Annotated in this window: 23 protein-coding genes and 4 pseudogenes; 11 read left to right on the top strand and 16 right to left on the bottom strand. The window is 60.8% G+C overall.

Annotated elements, in window-relative coordinates; translation table 11 throughout:
* Positions 1-475: 475 nt before the first annotated feature.
* Both USDA257_RS37600 and USDA257_RS05570 read right to left on the bottom strand, forming a co-directional pair.
* Entirely contained in the window at positions 476-694 is a 219-nt protein-coding gene (locus USDA257_RS37600) for a hypothetical protein (RefSeq protein WP_080605750.1), read from the bottom strand.
* 11 nt (positions 695-705) lie between these two features.
* On the bottom strand, positions 706-987 hold the full coding sequence (locus USDA257_RS05570; protein WP_014761922.1) for a hypothetical protein: 282 nt from the start codon (positions 985-987) through the stop codon (positions 706-708).
* An 873-nt stretch (positions 988-1,860) separates the two neighbouring features.
* On the opposite strand from USDA257_RS05570, the pseudogene USDA257_RS35875 reads away from it, so the two are divergent.
* A pseudogene (locus USDA257_RS35875) lies at positions 1,861-2,300 on the top strand (carboxyl transferase domain-containing protein); the annotation flags it as partial.
* A gap of 133 nt (positions 2,301-2,433) precedes the next feature.
* Here USDA257_RS35875 and USDA257_RS05560 read toward each other — a convergent pair.
* The gene (locus tag USDA257_RS05560; protein WP_014761918.1) at positions 2,434-3,003 is read right to left on the bottom strand and encodes a recombinase family protein; all 570 of its coding nucleotides are present in this window, start codon (positions 3,001-3,003) and stop codon (positions 2,434-2,436) included.
* A gap of 144 nt (positions 3,004-3,147) precedes the next feature.
* Between USDA257_RS05560 and USDA257_RS38705 the strand changes: the two genes are divergently transcribed.
* The 3 genes and pseudogenes from USDA257_RS38705 to USDA257_RS38370 form a co-directional block, all read left to right on the top strand.
* Positions 3,148-3,336: a DUF4158 domain-containing protein gene (locus USDA257_RS38705; protein ID WP_014761917.1), complete on the top strand. Its 189-nt coding sequence runs from the start codon at positions 3,148-3,150 to the stop codon at positions 3,334-3,336.
* A pseudogene (locus USDA257_RS38700) lies at positions 3,333-3,566 on the top strand (DUF4158 domain-containing protein); the annotation flags it as partial. The gene USDA257_RS38705 and the pseudogene USDA257_RS38700, both read left to right, overlap by 4 nt.
* A 5-nt stretch (positions 3,567-3,571) precedes the next feature.
* Positions 3,572-5,117, top strand: a pseudogene (locus USDA257_RS38370) (Tn3 family transposase); the annotation flags it as partial.
* Between the two features lie 138 nt (positions 5,118-5,255).
* On the opposite strand, the gene USDA257_RS05550 reads toward USDA257_RS38370, so the two are convergent.
* Positions 5,256-5,648, bottom strand: a complete 393-nt coding sequence (locus tag USDA257_RS05550; protein ID WP_041413934.1) for a response regulator transcription factor — start codon at positions 5,646-5,648, stop codon at positions 5,256-5,258.
* Between the two features lie 457 nt (positions 5,649-6,105).
* On the opposite strand from USDA257_RS05550, the gene USDA257_RS05545 reads away from it, so the two are divergent.
* Positions 6,106-6,741 carry a response regulator transcription factor gene (locus USDA257_RS05545; protein ID WP_014761913.1) on the top strand — a complete coding sequence of 212 codons (636 nt, stop codon included), beginning with the start codon at positions 6,106-6,108 and terminating at the stop codon, positions 6,739-6,741.
* A gap of 440 nt (positions 6,742-7,181) precedes the next feature.
* Here USDA257_RS05545 and USDA257_RS05540 read toward each other — a convergent pair whose 3' ends face one another.
* The 3 genes and pseudogenes from USDA257_RS05540 to USDA257_RS05530 all read right to left on the bottom strand — a co-directional run bounded on the left by USDA257_RS05540 (position 7,182) and on the right by USDA257_RS05530 (position 9,864).
* Entirely contained in the window at positions 7,182-7,532 is a 351-nt protein-coding gene (locus USDA257_RS05540; protein WP_014761912.1) for a hypothetical protein, read from the bottom strand.
* 563 nt (positions 7,533-8,095) lie between these two features.
* Positions 8,096-8,567: pseudogene (gene mntR / locus USDA257_RS33540) on the bottom strand (manganese-binding transcriptional regulator MntR).
* 196 nt (positions 8,568-8,763) lie between these two features.
* The gene (locus USDA257_RS05530; protein WP_014761910.1) at positions 8,764-9,864 is read right to left on the bottom strand and encodes an NAD(P)/FAD-dependent oxidoreductase; all 1,101 of its coding nucleotides are present in this window, start codon (positions 9,862-9,864) and stop codon (positions 8,764-8,766) included.
* A gap of 254 nt (positions 9,865-10,118) precedes the next feature.
* Between USDA257_RS05530 and USDA257_RS05525 the strand changes: the two genes are divergently transcribed.
* Entirely contained in the window at positions 10,119-10,310 is a 192-nt protein-coding gene (locus tag USDA257_RS05525) for a hypothetical protein (RefSeq protein WP_041413933.1), read from the top strand.
* A 43-nt stretch (positions 10,311-10,353) separates the two neighbouring features.
* Here USDA257_RS05525 and USDA257_RS05520 read toward each other — a convergent pair whose 3' ends face one another.
* Together USDA257_RS05520 and USDA257_RS05515 are read right to left on the bottom strand one after the other, a co-directional pair.
* Positions 10,354-12,255 (bottom strand): potassium transporter Kup, encoded by a 1,902-nt coding sequence (locus USDA257_RS05520; protein ID WP_014761909.1) that lies wholly within the window; start codon positions 12,253-12,255, stop codon positions 10,354-10,356.
* Positions 12,256-12,546: 291 nt separating this feature from the next.
* Positions 12,547-13,482 carry a sensor domain-containing diguanylate cyclase gene (locus USDA257_RS05515; RefSeq protein ID WP_041413932.1) on the bottom strand — a complete coding sequence of 312 codons (936 nt, stop codon included), beginning with the start codon at positions 13,480-13,482 and terminating at the stop codon, positions 12,547-12,549.
* Positions 13,483-13,828: 346 nt separating this feature from the next.
* On the opposite strand from USDA257_RS05515, the gene USDA257_RS05510 reads away from it, so the two are divergent.
* Entirely contained in the window at positions 13,829-14,038 is a 210-nt protein-coding gene (locus USDA257_RS05510) for a hypothetical protein (protein WP_041413931.1), read from the top strand.
* 276 nt (positions 14,039-14,314) lie between these two features.
* Here USDA257_RS05510 and USDA257_RS05505 read toward each other — a convergent pair whose 3' ends face one another.
* The gene (locus USDA257_RS05505; protein ID WP_041413930.1) at positions 14,315-14,560 is read right to left on the bottom strand and encodes a hypothetical protein; all 246 of its coding nucleotides are present in this window, start codon (positions 14,558-14,560) and stop codon (positions 14,315-14,317) included.
* A 146-nt stretch (positions 14,561-14,706) separates the two neighbouring features.
* On the opposite strand from USDA257_RS05505, the gene USDA257_RS05500 reads away from it, so the two are divergent.
* Both USDA257_RS05500 and USDA257_RS05495 read left to right on the top strand, forming a co-directional pair.
* The gene (locus tag USDA257_RS05500; RefSeq protein WP_014761906.1) at positions 14,707-15,618 is read left to right on the top strand and encodes a DUF5710 domain-containing protein; all 912 of its coding nucleotides are present in this window, start codon (positions 14,707-14,709) and stop codon (positions 15,616-15,618) included.
* A gap of 165 nt (positions 15,619-15,783) precedes the next feature.
* Complete coding sequence (locus tag USDA257_RS05495) at positions 15,784-17,850, top strand: ATP-dependent helicase (RefSeq protein ID WP_014761905.1); 2,067 nt, start codon at positions 15,784-15,786, stop codon at positions 17,848-17,850.
* Between the two features lie 21 nt (positions 17,851-17,871).
* On the opposite strand, the gene USDA257_RS05490 is transcribed toward USDA257_RS05495, so the two are convergent.
* From USDA257_RS05490 to USDA257_RS05465, 6 genes are all read right to left on the bottom strand, one after another.
* The gene (locus USDA257_RS05490; protein ID WP_420135949.1) at positions 17,872-18,498 is read right to left on the bottom strand and encodes an HAD family hydrolase; all 627 of its coding nucleotides are present in this window, start codon (positions 18,496-18,498) and stop codon (positions 17,872-17,874) included.
* Positions 18,499-18,718: 220 nt separating this feature from the next.
* Positions 18,719-19,642, bottom strand: a complete 924-nt coding sequence (locus USDA257_RS05485) for a DMT family transporter (RefSeq protein WP_014761903.1) — start codon at positions 19,640-19,642, stop codon at positions 18,719-18,721.
* A gap of 4 nt (positions 19,643-19,646) precedes the next feature.
* Complete coding sequence (locus USDA257_RS05480; RefSeq protein ID WP_014761902.1) at positions 19,647-20,246, bottom strand: TetR/AcrR family transcriptional regulator; 600 nt, start codon at positions 20,244-20,246, stop codon at positions 19,647-19,649.
* 204 nt (positions 20,247-20,450) lie between these two features.
* Entirely contained in the window at positions 20,451-21,104 is a 654-nt protein-coding gene (locus USDA257_RS05475) for a metallophosphoesterase family protein (protein WP_014761901.1), read from the bottom strand.
* A gap of 247 nt (positions 21,105-21,351) precedes the next feature.
* Complete coding sequence (locus tag USDA257_RS05470; RefSeq protein ID WP_014761900.1) at positions 21,352-21,732, bottom strand: hypothetical protein; 381 nt, start codon at positions 21,730-21,732, stop codon at positions 21,352-21,354.
* Between the two features lie 153 nt (positions 21,733-21,885).
* Positions 21,886-23,601, bottom strand: a complete 1,716-nt coding sequence (locus USDA257_RS05465; protein ID WP_014761899.1) for a phosphoethanolamine transferase — start codon at positions 23,599-23,601, stop codon at positions 21,886-21,888.
* Between the two features lie 292 nt (positions 23,602-23,893).
* Between USDA257_RS05465 and USDA257_RS05460 the strand changes: the two genes are divergently transcribed.
* Together USDA257_RS05460 and USDA257_RS05455 are read left to right on the top strand one after the other, a co-directional pair.
* A complete protein-coding gene (locus USDA257_RS05460) occupies positions 23,894-24,568 on the top strand; it encodes a response regulator transcription factor (protein WP_014761898.1) in 675 nt (224 codons plus the stop codon).
* Complete coding sequence (locus USDA257_RS05455; RefSeq protein ID WP_014761897.1) at positions 24,565-25,917, top strand: sensor histidine kinase; 1,353 nt, start codon at positions 24,565-24,567, stop codon at positions 25,915-25,917. The genes USDA257_RS05460 and USDA257_RS05455 overlap by 4 nt, the downstream gene beginning before the upstream one ends.
* The last annotated feature ends 75 nt before the right edge of the window (positions 25,918-25,992 follow it).

Below are 25,992 nucleotides of genomic sequence, written 5' to 3'. Positions count from 1 at the left end.
GGGAGTTTTGGATACTGTTTCAGACCGGTTGAGTTCTGATTCGCTCTTCGTTTGTATTGGCGCTCGGGGCGGTCGCCTATTTTACGTTGTACGACGTCTTCTGGTAGGTGCAGGAGCGAAAGATAATATGAAGCTATTTCCGAAATTTCGCATAAAACAAAGCCCGCCAAAACCGCGGACTTTGTCACGAAGATTAACTGGGCGAACTAATATTCTCAATCTCGCAATACGGGGCAGCTCAAATAAGGATCATCCTCCGCTAGGCAGGGCCGGTCCAGTAACATTTTGGGGGCACTGGAAACAGGCGGCGACCGAGAGGGCGTCTCCACAGCGGTTCAATCCTTCAAGGTCACCCCTCACCATAGTTTTCTGTGGGCCAACAATAAGCAAGCCGGGAACCAACCCTAGCGGTGAACAAGAGCGCGAGGACAGTTCTGGCACACTGAGGCGCAAGACATAGGTCATGGCAATCTCCTCAGCGGCTACGGGTCATGCCCCAGTCGATCGGTTCAAGATTGCTCTCAGCGCTGACGCGGTCCTGTCCGAGCTCTTCATTGCGAATTCGATATTGGGGCGTGTTGTCCCGCAGGGGCATCCTTGCCGTGATGCGGTAAGTCTCCGCCGCGCGCGGCGAGAGATGACTGCGATCCCTAAGGCGAACGGAGAGTCCTACGGGGTAGCGATGTTGTGACATGGTCATTGCCCTCATTGTTTTGGCGTGTTCGAAATCTCGGCGCCGCCAAGGGCGACCAGACGCGCCAGGTCGTCGGGTTCGATCTGGATCAACCGCATGCGGTAGCGGTTCTCGACCGTCGCGGGCAGGTTGATGAAGGTGGCGACGCGGCGATAGGCGGCCCAGGAAAGCCCCTCGATCAGCACCTCGTCGTCATCGATTTCGTAGTCACCAGCGGCAATCGTCTCATCGACGCCCGGCAATGAAAAAGGCCGGTCGAAGTGGATTGTGCGGTGTTTCGTTCGGTTGAACATGTCATCTCCTTTCGACACAGGCACTGCCGGCGTCGCTGGCACGCGAACTCGCTTCTGTCGAAAGTGGATGCGTCAGAACCGCCGCGTTCACGCGGCAGGACACACCGTCACGACAATCGAACAGGGGAAAAAGTGGCGGGTCGGGTCTCTGACGCCGCGAGAAGCCAAGCTGGCCTAAGTCGACCTTGGAAGGATGCGCGGCAATTGCGGTCTATTCAAGATGTGGCGGAACAATTGAGTTTTCCGGCCGCAATCCTTGAACTGGCCCGCGGAGAACAGTGCTTCCACGGAACACCTATGCAGGCAGTGTACAGCCATGCGCCACGTTCCAGACTCGGTTCAACATGCCACCGACATCTGTGTGGGATGGTCACGGTTTGCGGGCTAGGGAGGACTTAAGATCGTAGCGAGAGGGTGGTGGTCCTCGACACGATTGCTCCGGCACACCTCCTTGGATATCCATCAACATCGGTTCGAATGATGCCCCTAGCATTCGGTTGGATTTTCGGGCTGGGCCGTTGCTGCGCTGCGGGGGCGACTTCATAACCGCTGAAAATCACAGGCGGCGGGCGAAACGCCCAAACCAGCACGATGCTCATCGCGACGAGTAACAGAGAGAAAACAAGACGATTTGACATGGCGCTATTCTCCCACTTTTGGAGCGCTTTGAATGCGGAAGCCAGCATTGGTCGCCATTGTCAGGTCAGGTATTTCTGGCAAGGAAACGGGCAAGCGCCTTCTGTCAGGCCTCGCCGGCTGTGTGGCACTTTCGATTGTCCCGTCATTGCTCGGCAACAAAGCACCCCTCTCAGCAGCGCTTTTTGCCGGATGATGACGTCGCGTTCGTAGAGCTAGCTCGCCTACGGCAAGCTCCTGTCGCAAAAAAGTTTACCACGTTCTGTCCTCGCGGTCTTGGACGAGGGATCGTTCGAAGAGTTTGAATGTACGTGTAACGGGATGGGGGACCATCAACGCTCGGCAGGCCTCATCGTCTCGCAGGACTTTACCGTGTTGGGCGGATCATTGTCTGAGACCCACGCTCAGAAGATCTGCAAGTTTATGGAGAACGGGGCTCCGGTCATCGGATTGAACGACTCCCGCGGCGCCCGCATCCACCGGGGGCGCGGTATATTCGCCCGCTATGACTGACTTCATCTTTATGGTTCGCGACAGCTCCTAGATGTTCGTAACCGGCCCGGACGTGGTGAAGACGGTCACCAACGAGATTGTGATTGCCGAAGAGCTCGGCGGTGCAAGGACGCACACGACCAAAGTCCTCCGTCGCCGACGGCGCATGCGAGAATGACGTCGAGACGCAACTTCGCTTTCCGAGCGTGTCCAGGCGCATCTCGATCCTCTCGGGATCGTCGACAACCGGACGAACTGGAGCTGACTCTCGATTGTTGAGAGGGAGGAAATCGAAAAGGATGCGGATGTGCTCAAGCGCTAAGCAGCTCGGCTGACACCCAGTCGGCGCATTTCGCGATACACGGTCGAACGACCAAGGCCGAGCTGTTTGGCGGCTTCAACTGGTGGCATTCCGGTGCTGACGAGCTTCATGGCTGCCTCAACTTTTTTCATGTCCAGGGGCTGACGGCCTGGCCGCTTCCCCTGCACCCTTGCGGCGGCAATGCCATCCTTCGTCCGCTCCGAGATCAGCCGCCGCTCAAAATGTGCTATGGCGCCGAATACGTGGAATACGAGTTCGCCGGCTGCCGATGACGTGTCGATCTTCTCTTCGAGGCTAAGAAGGTCGATTTTCCGCTCGCGTAGCATCTTTACCGTTTCGAGTAACTCTGCCAGCGATCGCCCGAGGCGATCGAGCCGCACGACCGCTAGAGTGTCGCCCATGCGGGCATAGGCAAGCAATTCGGCCAGGCCAGGCCGGTCCATGCTTTTCCCGGATTTGACGTCGGTGAAGACCTTGATGGCGCCGGCCTGTTCAAGGCGCATGGTCTGACTGGCGACATCCTGATCGCCGGTGGACACACGCGCGTAACCCAGAATATCCCCCATTTTCCTGTCTCCGAAACGACCGTTCTGTGGACAACCGAAGCTGCGTGTATCGGAACACCGTGATTCCGTCCACAGAATATGTCTCTCTATTCCAGTCTGTCCATGAACTTGTGAAGCCTTTTATGGACGCCGGGAGAACCGCCAATGCGCAAGCACGAACTGCTGAGCGAAGCCGAGCGGGAACAATTGCTGGGGATCCCGATCGACCGTGATGACCTGGCCCGGCTCTACACGCTTGAGCCGCACGACATCGACCAGGTCCGGCTGCGGCGGGAAGACCGCAATCGCCTCGGCGTTGCCCTTCAGCTTGCGCTGTTTCGCCACCTGGCATGACTCTCGCTCAGATTCTTCAGAGCTCCGCCGGGCTTCCCGAAGAACTGGTGTCCTCCATCGCCGAGCAGCTCGACATACCGGCGGCCGCTCTCGCCGATTATGCGGGTCGGGAACAGACGATGACGGATCACGCCCGTGAGCTCGCGGGCGCGTATGGGCTTCGCGGGGCGGCCAGGACAGATATCCCCTTCATGATCGAGGCGGCCGCCAGGGCGGCCTGGGGCACGGACAAGGGCGTAGTCATCGCCGCCGGGGTGATCGACGCCTTGCGCCAAGCGAAGATTCTAGCTATCTCCTGCCGGAGCGAGCCGCCGCGCCGATCGTTGCCGACCTCGGACTGCCCACGGCCGCCGATGAATGGCTCCAACAACGTGGCCGCGAGCTCGACTGGCGGCTGAAGAAATTTGCGCAGCGCCTCAAACGGGACCAGCTCGAAGGCGTACGCTTTGTCGAGGATCGGCTGCAGATCTCGTCGGTCAAGACCGCAGTCCCCTGCGAAGCAGAAGCGCTTGCCGATCGGCTTGACGCGTTAATGCCGCGTATTCGCATCACCGAACTCCTGCATGAAGTCGCTCGCGAAACCGGCTTCATGGCGGCCTTCACAAACTGCGCACCTCCGAACGCTGTCCCAACGAGAGTGCCCTTCTCGCCGCTATTCTGGCCGATGCCACCAATCTTGGGCTCTCCCGGATGGCGGCTGCCAGCCAGGGCGTGACCCGCGACCAGCTCATCTGGACGCAGGATGCCTATGTCCGCGAGGATACCTATCGCGCAGCGCTCGCCACCATCATCACGCTCAACATCGCCTGCCGATCGCACGGATCTGGGGCGATGGCACGACTTCAAGCTCGGACGGGCAGTTCTTCCGCGGCGCAAAGCGCGGCGCCTCAGGCGGTGACATCAACGCCCGCTACGGCGTTGATCCCGGTTTCAGCTTCTACACTCACGTCTCCGACCAGCATGGCCCTTATCACGTCAAGGTGATTTCGGCGACGACGCACGAGGCACCTTATGTCCTCGACGGCCTGCTTCACCACGGGAGCAATCTCTCAATCATGGAGCATTACACCGACACCGGCGGCGCCACCGATCATGTGTTTGCGCTCTGCGCCATGCTCGGCTTCCGCTTTTGCCCGAGACTGCGCGACTTTCCGGACCGGCGGCTGATCCCGATCGACCACCCTGCGAGCTACCAGACGATCGCGCCGCTTCTCGGAAAACGCATCCGTGCCGACGTCATCCGCGAACATTGGGATGACGTCATGCGGCTCGTCGCCTCGCTCAAGGCCGGCCATGTCGCGCCCTCGGTGATGTTGCGGAAGCTTGCCGCCTATGAGCGTCAGAACCAGGTGGATATCGCCCTCCAGGAAATCGGCAAGGTCGAGCGGACCCTGTTCATGCTTGACTGGTTAAAGAATCCGGCACTGCGCCGCCGATGCCACGCCGGGCTCAACAAAGGCGAACAACGCCACGCCCTGGCGCAGGCCATCTACACATTCCGGCAGGGGCGCGTCATCGACCGCAGCCATGAAGCCCAGCAGTACCGGGCGTCAGGTTTGAACCTCGTCATTGCGGCGATCGTCTATTGGAACTCTATCTATATGGCCGACGCCGTGGCGCACCTACGCGCAGAAGGCGAAATTGCCCCAGACGACCTCTTGACCCACACCTCGCCGGTGGGATGGGAACACGTCGCCTTCTCCGGCGATTTCCTCTGGGATCGCGCCGCGACTGCGACCGCTCGGAAACCGCTCAACCTGACCGGATATGTTCTCTCTTAGCGTTGTTTCGCGGGAAACCAACGCCATGCCCTCTTGTACAGCGCCGGGCGAGCGGGCCGGCCAAACGCCGCCATGAGGTGGTCGGTCCGGCCGACACCCCCTGTCTCATCGTCGACATGCCTGGCATAGCGGTCATCGTCAATCGCCTTCGCCTTCGCTCCCGCGAGCCAGCGCTGAACGGATGCAATTCAATAGATCCTGCTCGTCAAACGGCTTTTCCAAGTAGCCGATAATATCGGGACCCAACCCACGCGCCCGCACGGTTTCGTCCGGATAGGCGGTGATCAGGACGGTTGGAATGCTCTCGCCCAACGCAACCAGTCGACGGTGCAGATCAAGCCCACTCATTCCGGGCATATGGATGTCCGTTACCAGACAGTCCGTGCGGCGGAGATGCGGAAATTTCAAGAAATCATCGGCGGATGAAAAAGCCTCGGCGTCAAATCCCAGCGACCTCATGAGGCCCTTGGTAGCTTCGCGCATCGACTGGTCGTCATCGACAATCGCAATCAGAGGCTTCTTGGTTGGCACTGCCGCCTCCAACTTCACGATAGGCGTCCTGCAAAAAATCTAGCGTTGCGGCTCAGGTCGTAACTTACATCAGCCTGTAAGGGCGACAAAGGCAGTGGAAGCTATACGATGGTATAGCCTCAGCCATAGCTTCTTAAAAACCGGTGGTCGCTGCGACACGTGAACTGCTGCGGTTGCAGAGATTGTTGGCCGCTGTTGCCATTTGGCGAGCCGGCGAGTCAGCCGGCATAAGGCGCCACGCCATGGCGGGCGCTCGATCGCCTCGTGGGCCTTGTGGCTGAGATGATTAGAGCGCATTCTCATGTGCGAGACGGCTTCGTTTCGTGACTGGCTGAGGGAGAGAGGGGAGTGTCCACATCGCGTCACCGGCGCTCTGCCGGTTGGGCTTCACCCGGGGCTTCAGCGGGTGCAGACCGCTCGCTCCCGCAAGCGCCGGTTCCCCGTGGGGGGCGATGACATGACCGAGGTGCCCGCAACTGTCATCGTCATAGATGATGATCCGGCCATCCGCGAGGCGCTTGGCAGCCTGCTCCGATCCGTCGGCTTTGACGTGAAACTCCTGGCCTCAGTGAACGACTTCCTCAAATCTGGTCGACCCGACGGGCCGACCTGCCTCGTGCTGGACGTCCGGCTGCCGGGACAAAGCGGCCTCGAATTTCAACGAGAGCTATCGCGGGAAAACATTCGGCTGCCGATCGTGTTCATCACCGGGCATGGCGACATTCCCATGTCCGTCCAAGCGATGAAAGGGGGAGCGATCGAGTTCCTGACCAAGCCGTTCCGCGATCAGGATCTACTCGACGCCGTGCACGTCGGCCTGGCCCGCGACCGGGTTTGGCTTGAGAATGAAAAGGCCTTGGCGACGTTGTATGCAAGTTACGAAAGTCTGACCCCTCGGGAGCGCGAGGTGATGGTTTTGGTGGTGGCGGGACGGCTGAACAAGCAGATCGCCGCCGATCTGGGAGTGAGCGAAATAACGGTGAAAGTCCACCGTAGCCAGGTCATGCAGAAGATGCGTGCCAAGTCCTTGCCCGAACTCGCCCGCATGGCGGACAAGCTGAGGCAGGCGTCTGAAAAGCCGCAAGACTCTTAAGTTCGTATAAGAACACATGGACCCGCGTATAGGTTATCCCTTCCACCTCGGTGTCCAATCCATCCTTTCAGCCAATGGTGATGGCGGAAGTGCGATGTTATGGTCGCGGGACTGCTTCCCGTGGGGCCATTTTCTCTTTTGGCCCCCTTTCAAGCCCCTCCCTGTTCCCGGGAGGGGTCTTTTATTTATTTCAAGCAAGCTGCGCGACCGGCCGCGCGTGTTCGCTACAGCGACCTTTTGGGCGCCCGATAAGACGCGGCGCTGCAGGACGGCCGCCGAGAACGAGTGAGCGGATCGATGTTTTTTTAAGTCGCACGACAGAAGGTGGGTCGCGGCGATCGGGAGCAATACGCCGTCGCGCGCCCCAAGACAGAGCAGCGGGGTCAAGCTCGAGATGCAAGCGCGGACGAAGAGACCCTTTTAAAGACGCCAATCCCCCTTTAATGTATGGTCGAGGAACGCTCCGAACGGTAAAGCTCCTCAAAGCCCTCTACAAGGCGGACAAGTTCGATTGAGTAGAACGAAAGACCGAACAGCGTCCCGGTCACGTACAGGGTAAACGCGCCCGTCTGGAGGTGCAGAGCCTGGGTTCCGAGGCGCGCGATGGGTTCGCGGGGCGTGACGGAAAAGGTCATCAAATGCGCTTCAGCGTGAGCATTCGGTGGTGATGGATAGTCTGACGGCATGTAGAGCGGATCGCTCGGTACAGTGGTCCGGCCTTCGGACATGCGCCGTGAGACAAGTTGCAGCGGGGCCAGATCGATTTCGATGCGATTGAGTTCCTGTGTCATGGTCACAATCCCTAGAAGGAGCGCGGAGGAACGAAGAGGCAAAGGGTGCGGCCGGTGGGCTCGCCGGCCACCGTGCAGTGGTGAAACTGCCCGTCCGGGCTGCTCTTGATGCGAGTATCCCGTGGCATGATGAGCTCCCCAGTGAGCTTGATGACATATCCTCGGGGGCCTTCGAGAACCGCTTGATCTCGAATTTCGCGGCAGTCCATTCCGCTGCAACAGGAGAACGGATATGTCCATCCGTTAGGCTGTGCCGCCGTTGGCGTCGCATCATGCGCCGCTGCCGGACTAGCGATGGCGAGTGCGAGAAGAATAGCTGCTGGCTTGCTCATGGCGACTCCGCCTCTTGAGGTGCCGCCCGTCCATTCTTGGCGCTTGGGGAACGGCCCCGTGGGAGGATGTACGCTGACGATAGCAGCACGCTGCCCGACCTGCCTATTGATCGGGAGGACGGATCGGATACCAACGAGGAGCAGACGACCTATACTCGGGTCTAAGTGCTCTAATGCGGGAATCAGGCAAAAACCCGCCGAGCCCCGGCTGACGATCATGGTTGAGATGGATCAACCCTGTGCGATGATCCGCGACGAGGTCGTCCGGGCAAGGAAGCGCTTGAATGCCTGGAGCGTCTCCGGGCTGGATGCTCCATCCCCTCTGCATCGATGCGAGCTGTCTCGGGCGAAACACCGATCGAGCACAGGAAGGATTCGACGATCTGGTGCCGCTCGCGGCAAAGTTCGGCAAGCTTCCGGCCCGCTCGGTGAGAAAGATGCCGCGATAGCGGCGCTGCTGGATGTAGCCCTCGGAGATCAACCGTTTCAGCATCTTGGCGACGGTCGGCTGGGCCACGCCGAGGCGCTGGGCAATATCCACCTGACGGGCCTCCCCGCCATCTTCGAGAAGGTCGGCGATAAGTTCGACATAGTCTTCGACGAGCTCGGTGCGGCGATTGTTCCGTGTCTGCCGGAAGCTTTCGACCCGCGCCTCGGCATCGATCAGGCCCGCTTCGCCGCCAAGGACGACGATCTCGACAATCTTCGCCACATCGCCGCCGTCGCCACCCGCGCCGGCAAGCGCTGGGCCGTTCCGGCAGCAAACCCGAGACTGCGGGAGACAGCACTGTCGCTGGCGCCAAGTTTTGTGATGCTCGGCGATGAGCTCTCGGCCCTTTCGGCAGGGTTTTCAGCAATGATCGGATCGCTTCCGGGCCGGCGCTGAATTCGAACTCGTCTCAGCCTTCTGCCACGAGATTTGCCAGAGCCAGAGACGCGGTGAGGCCGGGCGATTCTATGCCGAACAGGTTGATCAGCCCGGGGACGCCGTGCACGGCAGGACCCTGAACAACGAAGTCCTGGCTGGCCACTTCGGGAGGTACGATTTTCGGCCGGATACCGGAATAAGCGGGCAGCAATGCGCCATCCTTCAGGTCGGGGAAATAGCGGCGCACCCCGGCATAGAAAAGCGGGGCCTTTGCCGGATCGACTTCATAGTGCAGCGTGTCGACCCATTCAATATCCGGACCGAATCGGGCTTGGCCGGCCAGGTCGAGCGTCAGGTGGATCCCCAAGCCTCCCTTGACCGGAACGGGATAGATCAGACGCGAGAAAGGCGCCCTTCCGACAAGCGAGAAATAATCCCCCTTCGCGAAATATTCCTTCGGCACGAGCGCAGGCGGCATTCCGTCGATGCGGCGGGCCAGCTTCGGTGCGGCGAGGCCGGCAGCGTTGATCAACAGGCGGCAGCTGATGCTCACCGGTTCGGCGCCGCCGACGTCGATGACGATGCCGCGCTGGGTCGCCCGACCCTGCTCGACAGGGCTGTTGCAAACGAGAACCGCCCCAGCGTTCTCGGCATCGCCAAGCAGCGACAGCATATAGGCGTGACTGTCGACGATGCCGGTCGAGGGCGACAGGAGCGCGCCGTTTGCGGCAAGCGCCGGTTCGAGGGAGTGCGCCTCCGCAGCCGAGATCTCCCTGAGATCCGACACGCCATTCCTTGCCGCCTTTGCGGCGATCGCCGGTAGCTGTTCCAGCTCCGGTTCAGAGGTCGCGACGATCAGCTTCCCGCACTGCCTGTGCGGGATGCCGCGCTCCCGGCAATAGGCATAAAGCAATCCCCTGCCCTCCACGCACAGGCGTGCCATCACGCTGCCCGGCGGATAATAGATACCGGCGTGGATGACTTCGCTGTTGCGCGACGAGGTTTCGCTACCGATGCGATCGGCAGCTTCGAGGATAATTACCTCGCGCCCGGCCAGCGCCAGGGCGCGTGCGACGGCAAGCCCGACAACACCCGCTCCCGCGACGATACATTCCACGTGCTCCAAGGACATGTCCGACCCTTAGCACAGGATGCGGCCGCGATGAAATGACCCGTTATTTCTATGCTTCCTTGCCCATTCGGGTCATGCCTAATCCTTGACTATGGAGCCCGCTGTGCGAGCCTTGATGCGGAGGGGCCGAGCTCTTCAGACGGAGCTATCAAACAACTCGCGAGGCGAGCGGGCCAAAACTCACGTTCGATGCACCTACCCCCAGACTCGTCCTCGGCGACGGGTCACCCTTCCCCATTTTATGGGAGGCTCCCATGTTCAGCAGGAAGGATTGGCAAGCCCAAGAGACTGAGGCTTCATCGGCTTTTGCCGTTGGCGTCTTGCTACTGTCGGTTTGCCTCATTGTCGCCTATCTGGTGCTGGGTGTCGCGGGCGATAAAACGCCCGGCGCCAAGGTCTATTCCCCGCTCACGCAAGAGAGGCTTTCGCCACCCGGGAGATCATAAGTGGGCGATCTCCAGCGAAAGCCCTCTCCCCTGACCTCGGCGTTTAGATGATCACCTGTTCCCCCAACTCGACGACGCGATTGGCGGGCAGATGGAAGTAGTCGGTCGGATCGATCGCCGAGTCCGCCATCGCTATGAACAGCCTGTCCTGCCATCTCGGCATGCCGGAGGCGGGATCCGCGACAAGCTTGCGCCGGCCGAGATAGAAGGACGTCGACATGATCTCGAACTTGAAACCCTCCTTGCGGCAGCGCGCCAGCGCCCTCGAGACATTCTGGTCGTCCATGAAGCCAAATCTCAGCTCCAGCTTGCTGAACCGATCGGAGAGCTTCGTCAGCGTGTAGCGGTCCTTCTCCGCGACATAGGGCACCCTGGCGGTCTTGATGGTCAGGATGACATTGTGCTCGTGAAGCACATGATTGTGCTTGATGTTGTGCAGGAGAACGGATGGGGTCGTCTCCGGCGTGGCGGTCAGGAAGATCGCCGTTCCCGGCACCTCCACCGGAGCGTGCACGGATTTTCGTTCGACCGCGGCAATGAATTGGTCGAGAGGCACTTCCAGACGGGCCGTCTTCTCGCGCAGAAGCGCCACGCCCCTCCGCCAGGTCCACATAATCGTGATCATCGTTCCGGCGAAGAGGATCGGCACGTACCCGCCGTGGTGAATCTTGAAAAGGTTGGCGCCGAGAAAGACCATTTCCAGCAAGAACAAGGGAAGCAGGATCGCAACCGCAGTCAACACCGCCCAGCCCCACTGCCGGCGAACGAACTCGAACGCAAGAACCGTGTCGATCAGCATGGCGCCGGTGATCGATACGCCATAGGCGGGGGCGAGAGACTCGGAACTGCCGAATACAAACATGAGGACGAGCACGCCGGTCAGGAGCGCGGTGTTGACCAGAGGCAGATAAATCTGGCCCGTATGCGTTTCCGAGGTGTAGCAGATCTCGAACCGCGGCAGGAATCCGAGATGGATCGCTTGCCGCACCAGCGAAAACGCTCCGGTTATCACCGACTGGCTGGCAATGATCGTCGCAAGCGTGGCAAGAATCACCACCGGCAACAAGGCCCAGCTCGGAAACATCAGGAAAAATGGATCGGAAATGGCCTCGGGATGCGACAGCACGAAAGCGCCTTGTCCGAGATAGTTCAAGGTCAGCGCCGGAAATACGACCGCGGCCCAGGCCGCCTGAATCGGCGCGCGCCCAAAGTGGCCGAGATCGGCATAGAGGGCTTCTGCCCCGGTGACCGTCAGGAACACCGCTCCAAGAACGATGAACCCGACGAGACCGGCATTCCATAAGAAAACAACGGCGTGCACGGGGTTGAAAGCTCCCAGGATCGCCAGATCGTCGCCAATATGGACGATACCCACAGCGCCCAAGACCAGAAACCAGATGAGTGTAATCGGCCCGAAGAAAATCGAAACCGCGCCGGTACCACGCGACTGAACGGCAAACAACAGCACCATGATCGCGACGGAAATCGGCAGCACGTAATCGTGCAGGGCGGGCGTCACAAGCTTCAGCCCCTCGACGGCCGAGAGCACCGAGAGCGCCGGTGTGATCATCGCGTCACCGATGAACAGCGAGGCACCGAAAATGCCGGTGAAGAACATCAGTACGGGATACTTGGTGCCCTTCTTCATCAACAGGGCAAGGAGGGCCAAAGTACCGCCCTCGCCATTGTTATCGGCGCGAAGCAGCAAGATCACGTATTTGATCGTGACGATGATCGTCAGCGTCCAGATGACGAGGGAGATGAGGCCGATGATCTCTCCTCGGTCGACACCGCCCGCTGCAAACGGGCGTAGGGCCTCGCGAAACGCGTAGAGGGGGCTGGTGCCAATGTCGCCGTAGACCACGCCGACGGACCCAAGCGTGAGGGCGAGAAACTGGCGCAGGCCTTTGGCTTGCGCCGGTGCATGGTCGACGGAGGCGGTCATGGGTTCTCCACGTCAGAAAGTCCCCGGAGTGACGGACGCGCGTGATGCTGGCCTCCCCGAACAATCCTTTCGGGCGGGGCAACAACTTCTCTGCAAACGCGCGGAACACGGAGAAGTTTCTATCTACGTACAGGACTGTACCGCTGACTTCCATGGCCGCGGAAGGGCATCCAGCAGAAATCCATTCGGACCACTTACCGAACGGGCCGGCAGCCGTCGGTGCGGATGTGTGTTGGGCAAGAGGCAAGGCCGCCGCTTGATTGGTCCCGGTCGCGGTACCGGCCGGCTGGGCTATCCTGCAATTGCAGATCGGTTGGGATCGGATTCATCCAGGTGAATGCGATCGCGGCCGGCGAGCTTGGCCATGTATAGAGCCCGGTCCGCCCGGGCATAGAGGCTGAGCGCCGTATCGCCGGACTGAGCGCCCGCGATGCCTGCTGAAAACGTATATCCGAAGTCGGGTCGCTCCTGAAGCGGACGGGACTTGCGGACGGAGGCGAGCATCCTTTCGAGGATCAGCTTGGCCTGCTCAATGGGAGTGGCTGGAAGGGTGAGCACGAATTCCTCGCCGCCGACCCTTCCGAAGCAGTCGGTCCGCCGCACCAGACGGTGAATGCGCATGGCGAAGTCTCTCAGGACCGAATCGCCGGTTTGATGGCCGAACTGGTCGTTGATGCTCTTGAAGCGGTCGATGTCCAGCACGCAAAGGCAGCCTGGCGAGGCCTGGTTGCCGCCGTGCCGCTGCAACATGTCCCCGATTCTCGCCGTCACGAAACGGCGGTTGGCGACCCCGGTCAATTCATCGGTGTAGGAAGCCTTGATCGCCAGGTCCCGGTCCTGTCGTACCGTGCGCGTCTTGGCCTTGAGGCCAGTCACATCGGTGGCGACGCAAAGCATCCACCCGTCTTTCTCGACGGTTTCGGTCATCCAAACCCAGCGCCCGTCGAACAGATCGGTTTCAAACGCCCTGAAACCTACTTTGCCGCGGCGCGACTGGGTCGATCGCAGCCATTCTTCGAAGTCTCCTGCGCGAATGACGGTTCCTCGTTGGGCATGGAAATTCCGCCGCATCAAGTCCGGCCAGAGGGGCTTCTCATCCGCTTCGATGAAATAGGCTGATCGGAATGCCGCGTTGGCGTAGCGCAGCCTATCGAACTCGTCGTAGGCTGCGACGAGAACAGGAGAGGTCTCGAAGAGTTCTATGAGTCGCGTGATGTCCTTCGCCATATCCTTCGATTTTAGACCGTCTTCGTTAATGCAAAAATTAGGATGGTGGTGAGAGTTCAAAGGTTGCCGCTATCACTGCACCTGATCTTGTCGAGAAAACGGTTGCAGCGGCACATCCCTTAGCAGGGAAGACGAGCCGCGGGGAGTCTTCTAGCATTGCCAGATCGATCGTCCGCTACGCTCAGACTTCACTGCTCCCGAGGGCAAACCAGTACTTGCGCAGTGCCGCAACGCCGCTACCTGCAGTGACTCGTCTTCGTCTCAATCAGGGGTACACTGAAGGTTTCCCGCACATGCTCGGGCGTTACGGATGTGCGAATCCGCCCCCGTCGAGAGGAGATGAACCATGTCGACGTCTCGCGACCGGTGTAGCACTTTCGGCCCCATGGAGGTGGACCTGCTGCACAGCATCTTCGAACAGATCTTGGAGGAAAGGGGCGTAGACAGCAGCGGCGAGAAGGCGAACGAAATCGCCGCAAGATTGATCTCCGTCTATCAATCCGGCGTTCGCGACGTCGAAATGCTGAAGAAGCTGTGCATACGTCCGAAAGACTGATTTCCCTGTGTGGGCGCCCCGTTGAGAACAGGCTCGCTCGATCGCCGGCTTCCCGCACTTCCAGCAGAACGGCAGGGTGGCGGCGCCTGCCCGTCGCAATGGAACCATTGTAGACTTCATGAATTTAAGGATGTCAGTCCCACTCTTGGGGCGGCAACCAATGTCCCCAACGTTGGCAAGCAGTGTCCGCAAATCATGCGGACACTGCTTTGTTCTGTTGACGGTTTGCTTCCGCGACTAGGAGCGGCTCGCACAATTCTTCAATATACCCGGCCGTCAGTGCAGGGTCTTGTTCCCGGGGAATGGGGCGGTGTTGCTCTCGGCACTTTTCGTGCTCATGCTCATTGCCATGGCATAGTCTTCGGTAAGTTCCATGAGAGCGAGCGCGATCTCTTGCCACGACCAACCGGCGCCCTCCGCCAGGCTCGTGAAGACTTGAAAATCCTCTTCCAGCGCACGCTCGCACTCTAACCGGCGGTCCGTTGGCTGGGGGTAGCTGATCGTGTCCGTGACCTTGGGCATCGTTCCTCCTAGTGCAGGGGGAAACTCGCAGAGGACGAGGCGGGTTCCATTGGACCGCTCCGAAATGCACGTGGCTGCCGGAATCTCGCTTGAAACGAACAAAGCAACCAAGCGCAACGTTACTGTCGAGAGCGTGGAGACTGGCCATGGTTCCGCACAATCAGTGGAGGCGCCGAAAGGAAGCTCAACAAGGCGAGTTCGCGGCCTTCGCCTATGACCGGAGCGCCGTCGAGCGGTTTCGCCAGGCGTTTCCACGCGCCCGATGGGACGACGAACGCAAGAGCTGGTTCGTGCCGGGCAAGATGGCCGCCCGTCGCATCGAACGATGGCTGGCACGGGAGGCCGAGCGCAACGACGTCTATGGGGATGTCAAAGGCCGCGACGCTTATGATTTCGAGCCCATCGACAGCCGGTATCTCGAGGTCGGCGATGACCTGCGGGTTCGAACGCCCTATTCGAAATCGGTGATCGAAGCGATGCGCGAAATTCCCTGGGCACACTGGGACGAAGACTTGCGGGTCTGGCGCGTGCCCTTCCGGTCCTACGAAGAACTGCTGCGACGCTGGCCCGAGATCGAGGAGGCGGCGCGACGAAGCGAGCCCGAGGAAAGGAAACGCCGCCGCGAGGCGCAAAAAGATTCCGAGGCCCAAAGAGCGGCGAGCGCGCGCGCCGCCGAACGGCGCCGGCGACGCTATCCCCTGCCCGCTGACGATCTACCGCCCCTAGGTCGTCCTGTTGCAACAAAGCAGTATGGAATCATCGTCTTTGTCGAACTCGCCGGCGAAGTCGCCGAGGCGGCGGCGCTGGCGGAATACTATCCTCATGCCGACCGAACCGTCGATCATGTCTGGGGAAGATGGCGCGCCCCGACCCTTGCCGAACTCATTGCGACATGGCCTGCCCGCCGGGAGCCTGGGCCCGAGGCGCTTTCCAGGGGATGGTGGCAGCCGACATTGGCCGCGTTGAGAGTTGCGCGCAGAAACGCCCGATCTTTCGCGCGACGCCAGCAAGCGAAGCAGCCGGCGAGTGCTGCCGCGCATCGCACCAGCACCCATTAGCGAAAGCCGCTCGAACGAAATGATGCGTGCCAGTTGCGGCGCCGCTTTGCAGGCTGTCGAACTGCGGCTATGTTCCTTATCCGTTCTTGCTCGATTCGCGGCAATCCCGCAGCCTTAACAGGTGTTCACGTCGCGCGAGCGCAACTGGAGGCGGGACGAGGGCTGATGAGCGCGGCTTATCTGGAAAAATTGAACGAGCGCCAGCGCAGTGCGGTCGAATACGGTGTCGGGCCGGACGTCAGTACCGTTGGTCCGCTTCTCATTATCGCTGGTGCCGGCTCGGGCAAGACGAACACGCTTGCCCACCGGGTCGCGCATCTGGTCGTCAATGGCGCCGATCCCCGCCGTATCCTCCTGATGACCTTCTCGCGCCGGGCGGCCGCCGAGATGGGCCGAAGGGTCGAACGCATCTGCAGTCAGGTGCTCGGCGGAAAAGCCGGCACCGTTTCCGACGCGCTTGCCTGGGCGGGAACGTTTCATGGGATCGGCGCGCGGCTTCTGCGCGAACATGCGGCGGAAATCGGTGTCGATCCGGATTTCACCATTCACGATCGGGAAGACAGCGCCGATCTAATGAACATCGTCCGGCACGAGCTCGGCTTCTCGAAGACTGAAAACCGTTTCCCGACCAAGGCAACCTGCCTTGCCATCTATTCACGGGCGGTCAATGCGGAACAGCCGCTCGATGAGGTGCTGCGCGATAATTTTCCCTGGTGTAGCGCCTGGGAAAAGCAGCTGCGCGCGCTCTTCGGCGCCTATGTCGAGGCGAAGCAGGCGCAGAACGTACTCGATTACGACGACCTGCTGCTCTACTGGGCGCAGATGATGGGCGATGCCGTTCTCGCCGAGGATGTCGGTGGGCGGTTCGATCACGTGCTCGTTGACGAATATCAGGATACCAACCGGCTGCAGGCTTCGATCCTGATGGCTTTGAAGCCGAAAGGACGGGGCCTTACGGTCGTCGGCGACGACGCGCAGTCGATCTATTCGTTCCGCGCCGCGACGGTGCGCAACATTCTGGATTTCCCGGCGACGTTCACGCCCGCTGCGGAGGTCATCACGCTCGATCGGAATTACCGCTCGACACGGCCGATCCTCGCTGCCGCCAATGGGGTTATCGAACTTGCCCGCGAGCGCTTCACCAAGAACCTCTGGACCGAGCGGGAATCGGCCGAACGGCCGCGGCTCGTCACCGTGCGCGACGAGGCCGATCAGTCCAACTATATCGTCGACCAGGTGCTGCAGAACCGCGAATGCGGAATGCTCCTGAAGCAACAGGCCGTGCTCTTCCGCACCTCGCACCACAGCGGCTCGCTCGAAGTGGAATTGACCCGCCGCAATATTCCGTTCGTGAAGTTCGGCGGCCTCAAATTCCTGGACAGCGCGCATGTGAAAGACATGCTTGCGGCTTTGCGCTTCGCCCAAAATCCCCGCGACCGGGTGGCGGGATTCCGGCTGATGCAATTGCTGCCGGGCGTCGGTCCGCAGTCGGCCGGGCGTGTGCTCGATGCGATCGCCGCCGACTTGGAGCCGCTGGCGGCGCTCTCAGAAATCCCCGCCCCGCCTCGCTCGGGTGATGGCTGGACGTCCTTCGTCGACATGCTGCAGACCTTGCGGGCCGGCCGGAGCGGCTGGCCGTCCGAAATCAGCATCGCCCGCGCGTGGTACGAACCGCATCTCGAGCGCATCCATGAGGACGCCGAGATGCGCAGGGCCGACCTCTTGCAGCTCGAGCAGATCGCCGCCGGCTATCCGTCGCGCGAGCGCTTCCTGACCGAACTCACGCTCGACCCGCCGGACGCCACCAGCGATCAGGCGGGCGTGCCACTGCTCGATGAGGACTATCTCATCCTCTCGACCGTCCACTCAGCCAAGGGACAGGAATGGAAATCCGTTTTCGTCCTCAATTGCGTCGACGGCTGCATACCCTCCGACCTCGGGGTTGGCAGCACCGCGGAGGTTGAGGAGGAACGGCGCCTGCTCTATGTCGCCATGACTCGCGCCAAGGACAGCCTGCATCTCGTCACGCCGCAGCGCTTTTTCACGCATGGCCAAAATGCCCAGGGCGACCGGCACGTCTATGCCTCGCGCAGCCGCTTCATTCCCGTAACTCTTCTGCAATTCTTCGAGTGCTCGGCCTGGCCTGTTGTCACTTCGGCTGCGGCAGGCCATCGTGAGGCGCAGCAATTGCGCGTCGATGTCCGGGCTCGCATGCGCGGCATGTGGCGTTAGGGAAGTGTCCTTGCCTGCTCGTTAGAATCGAATGCCCCGGCGTCGATGGAGCGAAAGCCAGCCGTCGCCGCCGATGCGGGCCTCGACGTCCGCATAGTGCTCCAATGTCAGGTGCGGTGTTCCGTTTGCCGCCGCATGAGCGCCGGTGATCACGGCCACTTCGGCGCCGGCGGAGCTACCCGCGAGTATCCCGGCCGGGGCGTCTTCGAAGACGAGGCAGTCCTCGGCGCGGACGCCGAGCCTCTGAGCGGCGAGACGGTAACCCTGCGGATCCGGCTTGCCCGCCGTGACATCCTCACCGGTAACCATGTGGTGCGGAACGGGAAGGCCGGCTGCGGCGAGACGGCGCTTGGCCAGTTCGAGCGGCGCCGACGTGACGATTGCCCAGCGCTCCGGCGGCAACGAATTGAGGAAGGCGATCGCCCCGGGTATTTCGACGATGCCGTCCACGTCGGCGATTTCCGCCGCCGCAAGCGCGTGCGCCTCGAGGTCCGGATCGACAGCGAGGCCAAGCTTGCGGATCGTGTCCGACGCACGCACGCCGTGCACCGATTTCATCAGCTCAAGGGGGTCGAGCCCGTTGCGGACCGCCCAGGCGCCCCAGACCCGTTCGACGACGGCCATGGAATTGAGCAGGGTGCCATCCATATCGAACAGCAGGGCAGCGAATTTCTTCGGGAATAGCGCAGTCGTCAGGGTATCCAAGCCGGCTCCTTAGAAAGGGTCTCGCGCGTCGCGTGGATTGCACAACTATCGCCGGACGGACCGGTGCACAACCGTATTCGGCGAATTGTGTAGCAGATGCCACAAAACAGCCAGCGGTGGGTCGGCAATGGCGCAAGCGGTCCTCTTCGGCTGCCGGACCGTTCTACACATGAACTGCCTTCTGCGACCTTGCCACGATGATGATACCGATGAGGGAAACGCCCAATCCCCCGGCCATCGCCCACGAAAGGGGTTCCCCGAACATCACCCAGGCCCAGATCATCGTCACCGGCGGGCTCAAGTACAGGATCGTCGTGACGCGAGTAGGGGAGGATTTCCTGAGCGCAAGATAGTAGAGGCTCCAACCGCCAAACGTCGCGACGAACACGAGCCAGAGAATGCCACCGATAAAACCAACATCAAGGACGGGCGAGACTCTGCCTTCATGCCAGGCGAACAGGGCGAAGATTGCGGCAGCCGAGAGGCATTGGATGCAGAGGCTCTGGTAGACCGGCATGGTGTTCGTCGGGCTGCGCTTCTGCAGCAGCGTTGCCAATGCAAGCGATAGCGTGCCGAGCACAGGAAGACCGTAGGCCCAGAGTGGGACATTGCCCATATCCAAGGACCAACCGGATGCGATCAGAACTCCAGCCAGACCGATCAACGAGCCGAGCCACTGACGTGCGGTTAGGGCCTGTCCGAGAATTGGCCATGACAGGAACGCCACCGCCAAGGGCAGCATGTCCGTGATAAGGGCGACGAGGCCGGTTGGGACGCCGAATGAGATCGCGAGTGCGAAGCCCGCGAGATACCCGGACATGGCGAGTGCACCAAACAGCACCTGGGAAAGCGCATCCTTCCACCTGATCGGCGGACCCACTGTCAGGGCGAAGGGCAGCAACACCAGCCCTGAGACCAGGCTTCGCCAAAACAGGATCAGAAAGATCGGAGCATGGTCGATCGCAAACCGGATGCCGACGAAACCGGCGCTCCAGGTAATCACCAGTGCCGCCTCGAGCAGGATAACGAAGAAGACCGTCCACACTTGACTGGCGCGCCGAAAGGGTAACGTCGCAATGTCTGTCATCGGTTCAGGCGTCGGGGTTCTGGAGGGTCGATAGCTGATCCATGACGGAGATGGCGATCTTGCGCGCTGTCTTCAGTCTGCCGTCATGTCCGTCGAGGCCTGCCCGAGCCATTGCCCCCTCGAGCAAAAACGACAGATGTTCCGCTGTCTCGGCGATCACCCCACCCGCTGTGGGGTGCATTTCCGATAGATATTGCTTGAAGAGCCGCTCCGCCTCGTCCTTCTGCATGGCGACTGTTGCTCGGCCGGGATCGCCGACCGGGAGTTCGGCGGCGGCGTTGAGAAGCCCGCATCCGCGGAACCCCCACCGATAGGCCAAGTCCGCGTGGTCAACATAGGAATCGAACACCGCCAGAACGCGCTCTCGAGGTGTCTTTGCATGCTTGAGGCGCTCTCGATACAGTTCCCGCCATTCGACATGGCGTGCCTGGAGGTAGGCATTTACCAGATCGGTCTTGGACGCGAAGTTGTTGTACAAGCTCATCTTCGCGACGCCTGCATGCGCGGTAATCGTGTCGATACCTGTCGCTCCAACCCCATCGCGGTAGAACAATTCGGCTGCGGCGTTCAGCAGGCGTTCCCTTGCAGGCGCCTTCTCGGGCATTGCTTACACTCCATCCAATATGTAGACCGGTCTACCTATTTTGATCGCATGTCAAGTGCCTACAGTTCTTCGGTGTGGACGGTCAACACTCAAATTTGAGATGAGCGACGCATTACATAACCGAATTCGCGCGAAACAATCGCTCCGGTTCGTGCTGCCGGAGCGATTGTGGCATTTGCTACCTGGCCGCCTCTTCTCGGACGCTCAGCCGCCGGCAATGAGAAAGTCGATCGGCCCGCCCGGCACGGCGTCGTCAAAGACGGCGCAGGAAAGCACGCCGCCGAAGACTGCGCCCGAATCGACATTGGTCCTGTTGCCGACGGTCCGGGGATTGCTGCTGCTCGGCGTATGCCCGTGGCAGACATGTCTGCCCCAGTAATAGCCGGAATAGTTCGGCTCGGTACGCATCCACAGCAGAATGTCGTCGTCCTGCTCCTCAAGCGGGATGGTTTCCTCCACTCCGGCATGCACGAAAATCCGATAAGGCTCGATGATGATCGACGGAAGCTCGGCCATCCAGACCAGATGGCTCAAAGGTATGGCGCCACCATAGGACTCTAGCGTTTCGTCGCCGCCGTTCATCAGCCACGAGCTCATCTCGGCCAGACCCTTGCGGGCCGACAGCAGCATATCCTCATGGTTGCCCTTGAGCGTGATCCATTGCCAACCGGCCTTGGTCGGTCCTGCCATGATCCGTTCGACGACGCCTCGGCTCTCCGGGCCGCGGTCGACAAGGTCGCCGAGGAAGATGACCCTGCCTCCCGGTGCGGAGGACTCGATTGCCTCCAATAGGTCGTCGAGCTGTGCGAGACAGCCGTGAATGTCACCGACAGCGAATGTGAGACGTCGGCCATTCATGAGCCGGTGCTCTCGTAGGCGTCCAAGACGGCTTTCTCCATGGATGTGGACGAGAATCGATCCCTCACTCGTCTCAAGCCGCGCGATCAATCGCTGCAGCGAACACGTGGTTCATCTCACATCACTATCGCATTCTAATTCCAACCGAAATCGCTTTCGGCGCAAAAATGCGGAAACGCAACATGTTGGTTAATCTGAGGAGCAAGAACACCCGCGTAGGCACGCAGGAGCGCCTCCGCGGAGTGGTTCAACGGCGCGGCGTGCCCTTAGGAATGGCCGAACTGGTGATCGACACGGGATCGCTGGCGGGGAACGTATCTTCGAGCCCTTCCTCCAGCTGCTCTTCCAACGCGTCTCGGTCGTGCGCCTGGCGGGCGTTCGGGAGCGCGCCTTCGGGGACCGCTGGGGATCGCCTCGTCCCCGTTATGCCGAGCAGTTCACCGTCCGTCTCGATGGCGGCAGCGAGTATTTCTTTCGCCCGCACAACGGCATTCATCCGGTTGAGGGTGCCCTCCGCGTTCTGCGGGCATAGCACGGAAACGACCTCCCCCGTCGCACCGACGAATTCGACGGTGAAGCCCGCCTTGCCGCCGCGCTCGGGGAAGACTTGGATCCCAACGAACTGCATCGGTTCCTCCTCCCATCGAGGGCCCACGGTTACCGTGACAGAAACCGGAACGGTTTCGAGCATGCAGTCTACCAGATTTCCCGGACTGCCGACAGTTTGATGCGCGCGGCGCCGCTCCTGCTTTGTCCGCTGGTGGAACATGGGCGGCAACCGCTATAGAACTCCGTCTGGTGCGGCTCGCAGGCTGCTCTCGGCCGCGTGGTAACCCGGTGCCTCGTTCTTCCGTCCCGCCGGCCGCGTGCAGGCCGCGAAAGCGTCGAGTGAGCGGTTATAGACTCCCGTTTGCACGTCCATCATGCCGAGGACGGTATGGAAGAGGTTGTCATGCGACTTCGGGCTGGCTGCATCTTTCAAGAGACAGGCGGTGTCGACCCCCATCTCGGCCTGATATGGTTTCGAAAACCAGGCGATGAAGGGGACCTGCGTCTGTTCCTTCGGTGCAATCGCATAGGGCGCGCCGTGCAGGTAAATGCCGTTTTCGCCGAGCGATTCCCCATGATCCGACATGTAGATCATCGCGCCGGCAATTCGGTCCTGATGGTTCTCGAGCAACCTCGCGACGCTCGCCAGGACATGGTCCGTATAGAGGATCGTGTTGTTATAGGCATTGACGATTTCCTCCGTCGTGCAGTTCATCAGTTCCGGAGTGCGGCAGTCCGGCGTGAAGCGGCGGAACGCCTCGGGATAGCGCAGGTAATAGGAGGGGCCGTGGCTGCCGAGTTGATGCAGCACGATGACGCTGTCCTTGGTCGTTGCGCCGAGCTTTTTGTCCAGTTCGTCGAGGAAGATTTCGTCGAGACATTCGCCATTGTGGCACAGCGGGCTGTTCTTTCGGTGCGTCATGCTGGCGAAACTGATGAGATCGGCGATCCCCTTGCTGCCCGTATTGTTGTCCCACCAGGTAACGGAAACGCCCGCATGGGTCAGTACGTTGACGAGATTTTCGGTCGAGCGAGCCTTCCAGTCGCTGTACTGCTTGCGCGGATAGACGGAAAACATGCAGGGCAATGAGACGGCCGTTGCCGTGCCGCAGCTCGTCGTGTCGCGGTAGTTGACCACGCCAAGCGCCTTCAATTCCGGATTGGTCTCCCGGTCATACCCATTGAGGGAGAAATTCATCGCCCGCGCCGTCTCGCCCGCGACCACCACCACGACGACAGGCTTGCCGGACGCGGCGATGCGCGGCCCCTCTTTGGCATCAGTGCCGAGCGGCTGCACGACCAGATTACGTTCGCGATAGGTGGAGAGACCGTAGCGCACCGCCGACGAGATCGGCCCGGCCGGATTGAACCGTACCATCAGATCGCGATGCTCCCGCAGCGCATAGGCGATGCCGGCGAAGTTGGCGTAGATGAGCGCGCCGCTCAAGACAAGCGCCGGAGCAATGAAGAGGAAATTGACAACCGCCTTTGAGAAAAACCGACGATGCTTGACCTTCACCCAGGCGACAAGAAGCGAGGGGATGAGCGCGTAAAGCGCAAGATGAAGTGCAAGGCTGCTCGTGAGCAGATGACCCGCCTCGGGGCCAGTGGTGACGGCGGCGTTGCCGATCATGCCCTTATCGATGACGACGCCGAAGGTATCGGTGAAATAGGCGGCGGCCGCCGATATGGCGACCAGCAGGATCAGCACCGGCTTCATCACATACTTCATCGACAGCGATGTCAGGACCGAAAAGGTGGTGAGGCCGAGTGCCGCGCCGAGCGATAGCATGGCAATCCATGCGTGATCGAAATAGACTACCGCATGGCTCCAGAAGGATTTGTTGGTGAGCATCAAGAGGTAAAGCGTGGTGATCGCGCTTAACGCGACGCTGCCGATCTCCGGCCGGCGGATTTTGAAGACAGCCAAAACAATTCTCTCCGGCATGGGAGCTCATCGCTCCGGTGGGTTCCGTTGCGGCATACGAGCCGGCATCGACCTCTGTGAGAGAGGCAACCGGTTCTCCGCGTCTCGACGTTTCCGCCAGTACTGCGGGCAAGCTGTCGAAGGGCTGTCGGGAGAATGGTTGAAGACGCCCCGGGAACTGCGCCGGGTCCGTGACATCGCCAAGCGGACAGCAACGTTCACTCAACCACCAGCGCGACATTGGCACCTTGCGGAAAACCTCCTATGGTCCCACGACCGCCGATCGTAGGAAGGCTTGAGATCAGGAAAACGCATGCGCCTGCTGCTTGTCGAAGACAGTCCCCGCCTCATCGAGCTGGTGGGTGAGACCATGCGCGATGCAGGCTGGCGGCTCGACGCGGTCTCAACTGTGGGCGAGGCCGAGGCTGCGATTTCCGAGCGGGAGCACGATCTCGTGCTTCTCGACCTAGGTCTGCCGGATGGCGACGGTCTCGATCTCCTGAGATGGATAAGGCAGCAGCACGCCGGCTTGCCGGTGCTAGTCATCACCGCCCGCGGGTCCGTCGACGAGCGAGTCCAGGGGCTCGATGCCGGGGCGGACGACTATCTGGTGAAGCCTTTCCACCATCGCGAATTGCTTTCCCGATGCCGGGCCATGCTCAGGCGCAATCCACACGCGATACAGCCGGTGCTCGAGGCCGGCGCGTTGCGCTTCGATCCAGCCACCGCAGAGCTCACCTGCGATGGGATCATCGTCGCTCTTCCCCCGCGCGAACGCTCCCTGATCGAGATACTGTTGCGCGAGGTCGGGCGCGTCGTTCCAAAGCGTCGGTTGGAGACAGCCCTTTCAGAATATGGCCAGGAGCTCAGTTCCAATGCGCTTGAGCTCGCCGTTTCCAGAGTTCGGAAGCGATTGCAGCCGCTCGACACGGGCGTGCAGATCGAAACGGTACGCGGCATCGGCTATCTCCTGCGGACTGTTGCATGAGGAAACGTAACCCGTCGCTGATCGATATTGTGGCGCGGCGCGTCATCGCCTTCTCACTACTTGCCATGCTCCTGCAGATCGGCGTGGTTTTTGCCGATTACTGGTTCGATAACGACAAGCTCAGCGTTCTCATGCTGCAGCAGGAGACGGAGACCCTGTCGCGGGCGATCACCACACAGGACGGGCTGCTGACATACAAGGCCGATCCCGAGCTCCGGGAACGTTACCTGGAACTGGATGGACGCTCGGGCGCGATCTACGTTCGGGTGCGCACCGCTTCCGGCTCGGTGCTCTTTTCCAATTGCACGACCGAGTGCGCCGAGCATTTTCTGCCGTTGAGCTTCAATGCACCGAACTTCTGGAAGCGGCTGATCGCGCCGGGCAAGCCCTTCAGTGTGGCGGGCGGCCAATCCTTTGAACGCGGTGGTGAATCGGTGCTTGTGGAGCTGGCGATCCTGAAGGACCCGAACGGTTTCATGTACAGTGCTCTCCTCCATGAGGTATTCGATTCCATGGTCGTACCGATGACGCTGCTGTTCTGCCTCGTCATCTGCGCGACAATCTGGTCGATACGCAGCGCGCTCAAGCCGGTCGCGACGGCGGTCAAGGCTGCGGATGCGATCGACCCGCGCGACAGCGGCGCCCGCCTGCCGATAACGCGCATGCCGCAGGAGATCGAACGCCTCGTCAGCGCCGTGAATCGCCTGCTTGCCCGCGTTGCCGATCTTGTTCAATCGCAGAAGGTCTTCTCTTCATCGATCGCGCATGAGATACGCACGCCGGTTTCGATCGCCAAGTTGGAGCTGAGCCGCATCGACCATCCTCGGGCGCGCAATGCGGAGCGGGATCTCGACGCGCTGACGCATATTCTCGAGCAACTGACGTCCTTGGCGCGCGCGGACGCCGTAGACCCCTCCGCCTACCAGCGGGCTAACCTTTCCGAGATCGGAGCGGAGGTGGCGCAGGCCACGGCGCCGTTCGTCTTCGACCACGACAAGTCGATCGAATTCGTCGACCACGCGACAACGCCCGTGACAGTGATCCCGGCGCTCGTCGAGAACATGCTTAGGAATCTGATCGAAAACGCGGTAAAGCACAATGGGCCCGGCACTCGCATCGTCTTGACCTGTGGACCCGGCCCTCAGGTCTCCGTCGAGGATGACGGCAAAGGACTGGTCGATCTACCGGAACACAATGAGGACTTGGGTTATGTCAAGCGCTCCGGCCGGCTCGGTCTCGGCTTGAAAATCGTTCATCGGATCGCAGAGCTTCACAAGGCGCGAATTTCGATCGACACCGCACCTAATCGCGGCACCAGGATCACGATCGACTTTGCCGCAGCAGTCTGAAGTTGGATATCATCCGGTGGCCCGGATGTTTATTGGGCACAATGCATATTTTTTAATCCTCCGCGCTTTCTTGGA

The sequence above is a fragment of the Sinorhizobium fredii USDA 257 genome (assembly GCF_000265205.3).
Classification (GTDB): domain Bacteria; phylum Pseudomonadota; class Alphaproteobacteria; order Rhizobiales; family Rhizobiaceae; genus Sinorhizobium; species Sinorhizobium fredii_B.
This window is presented reverse-complemented; position numbering and strand designations above follow the sequence as displayed.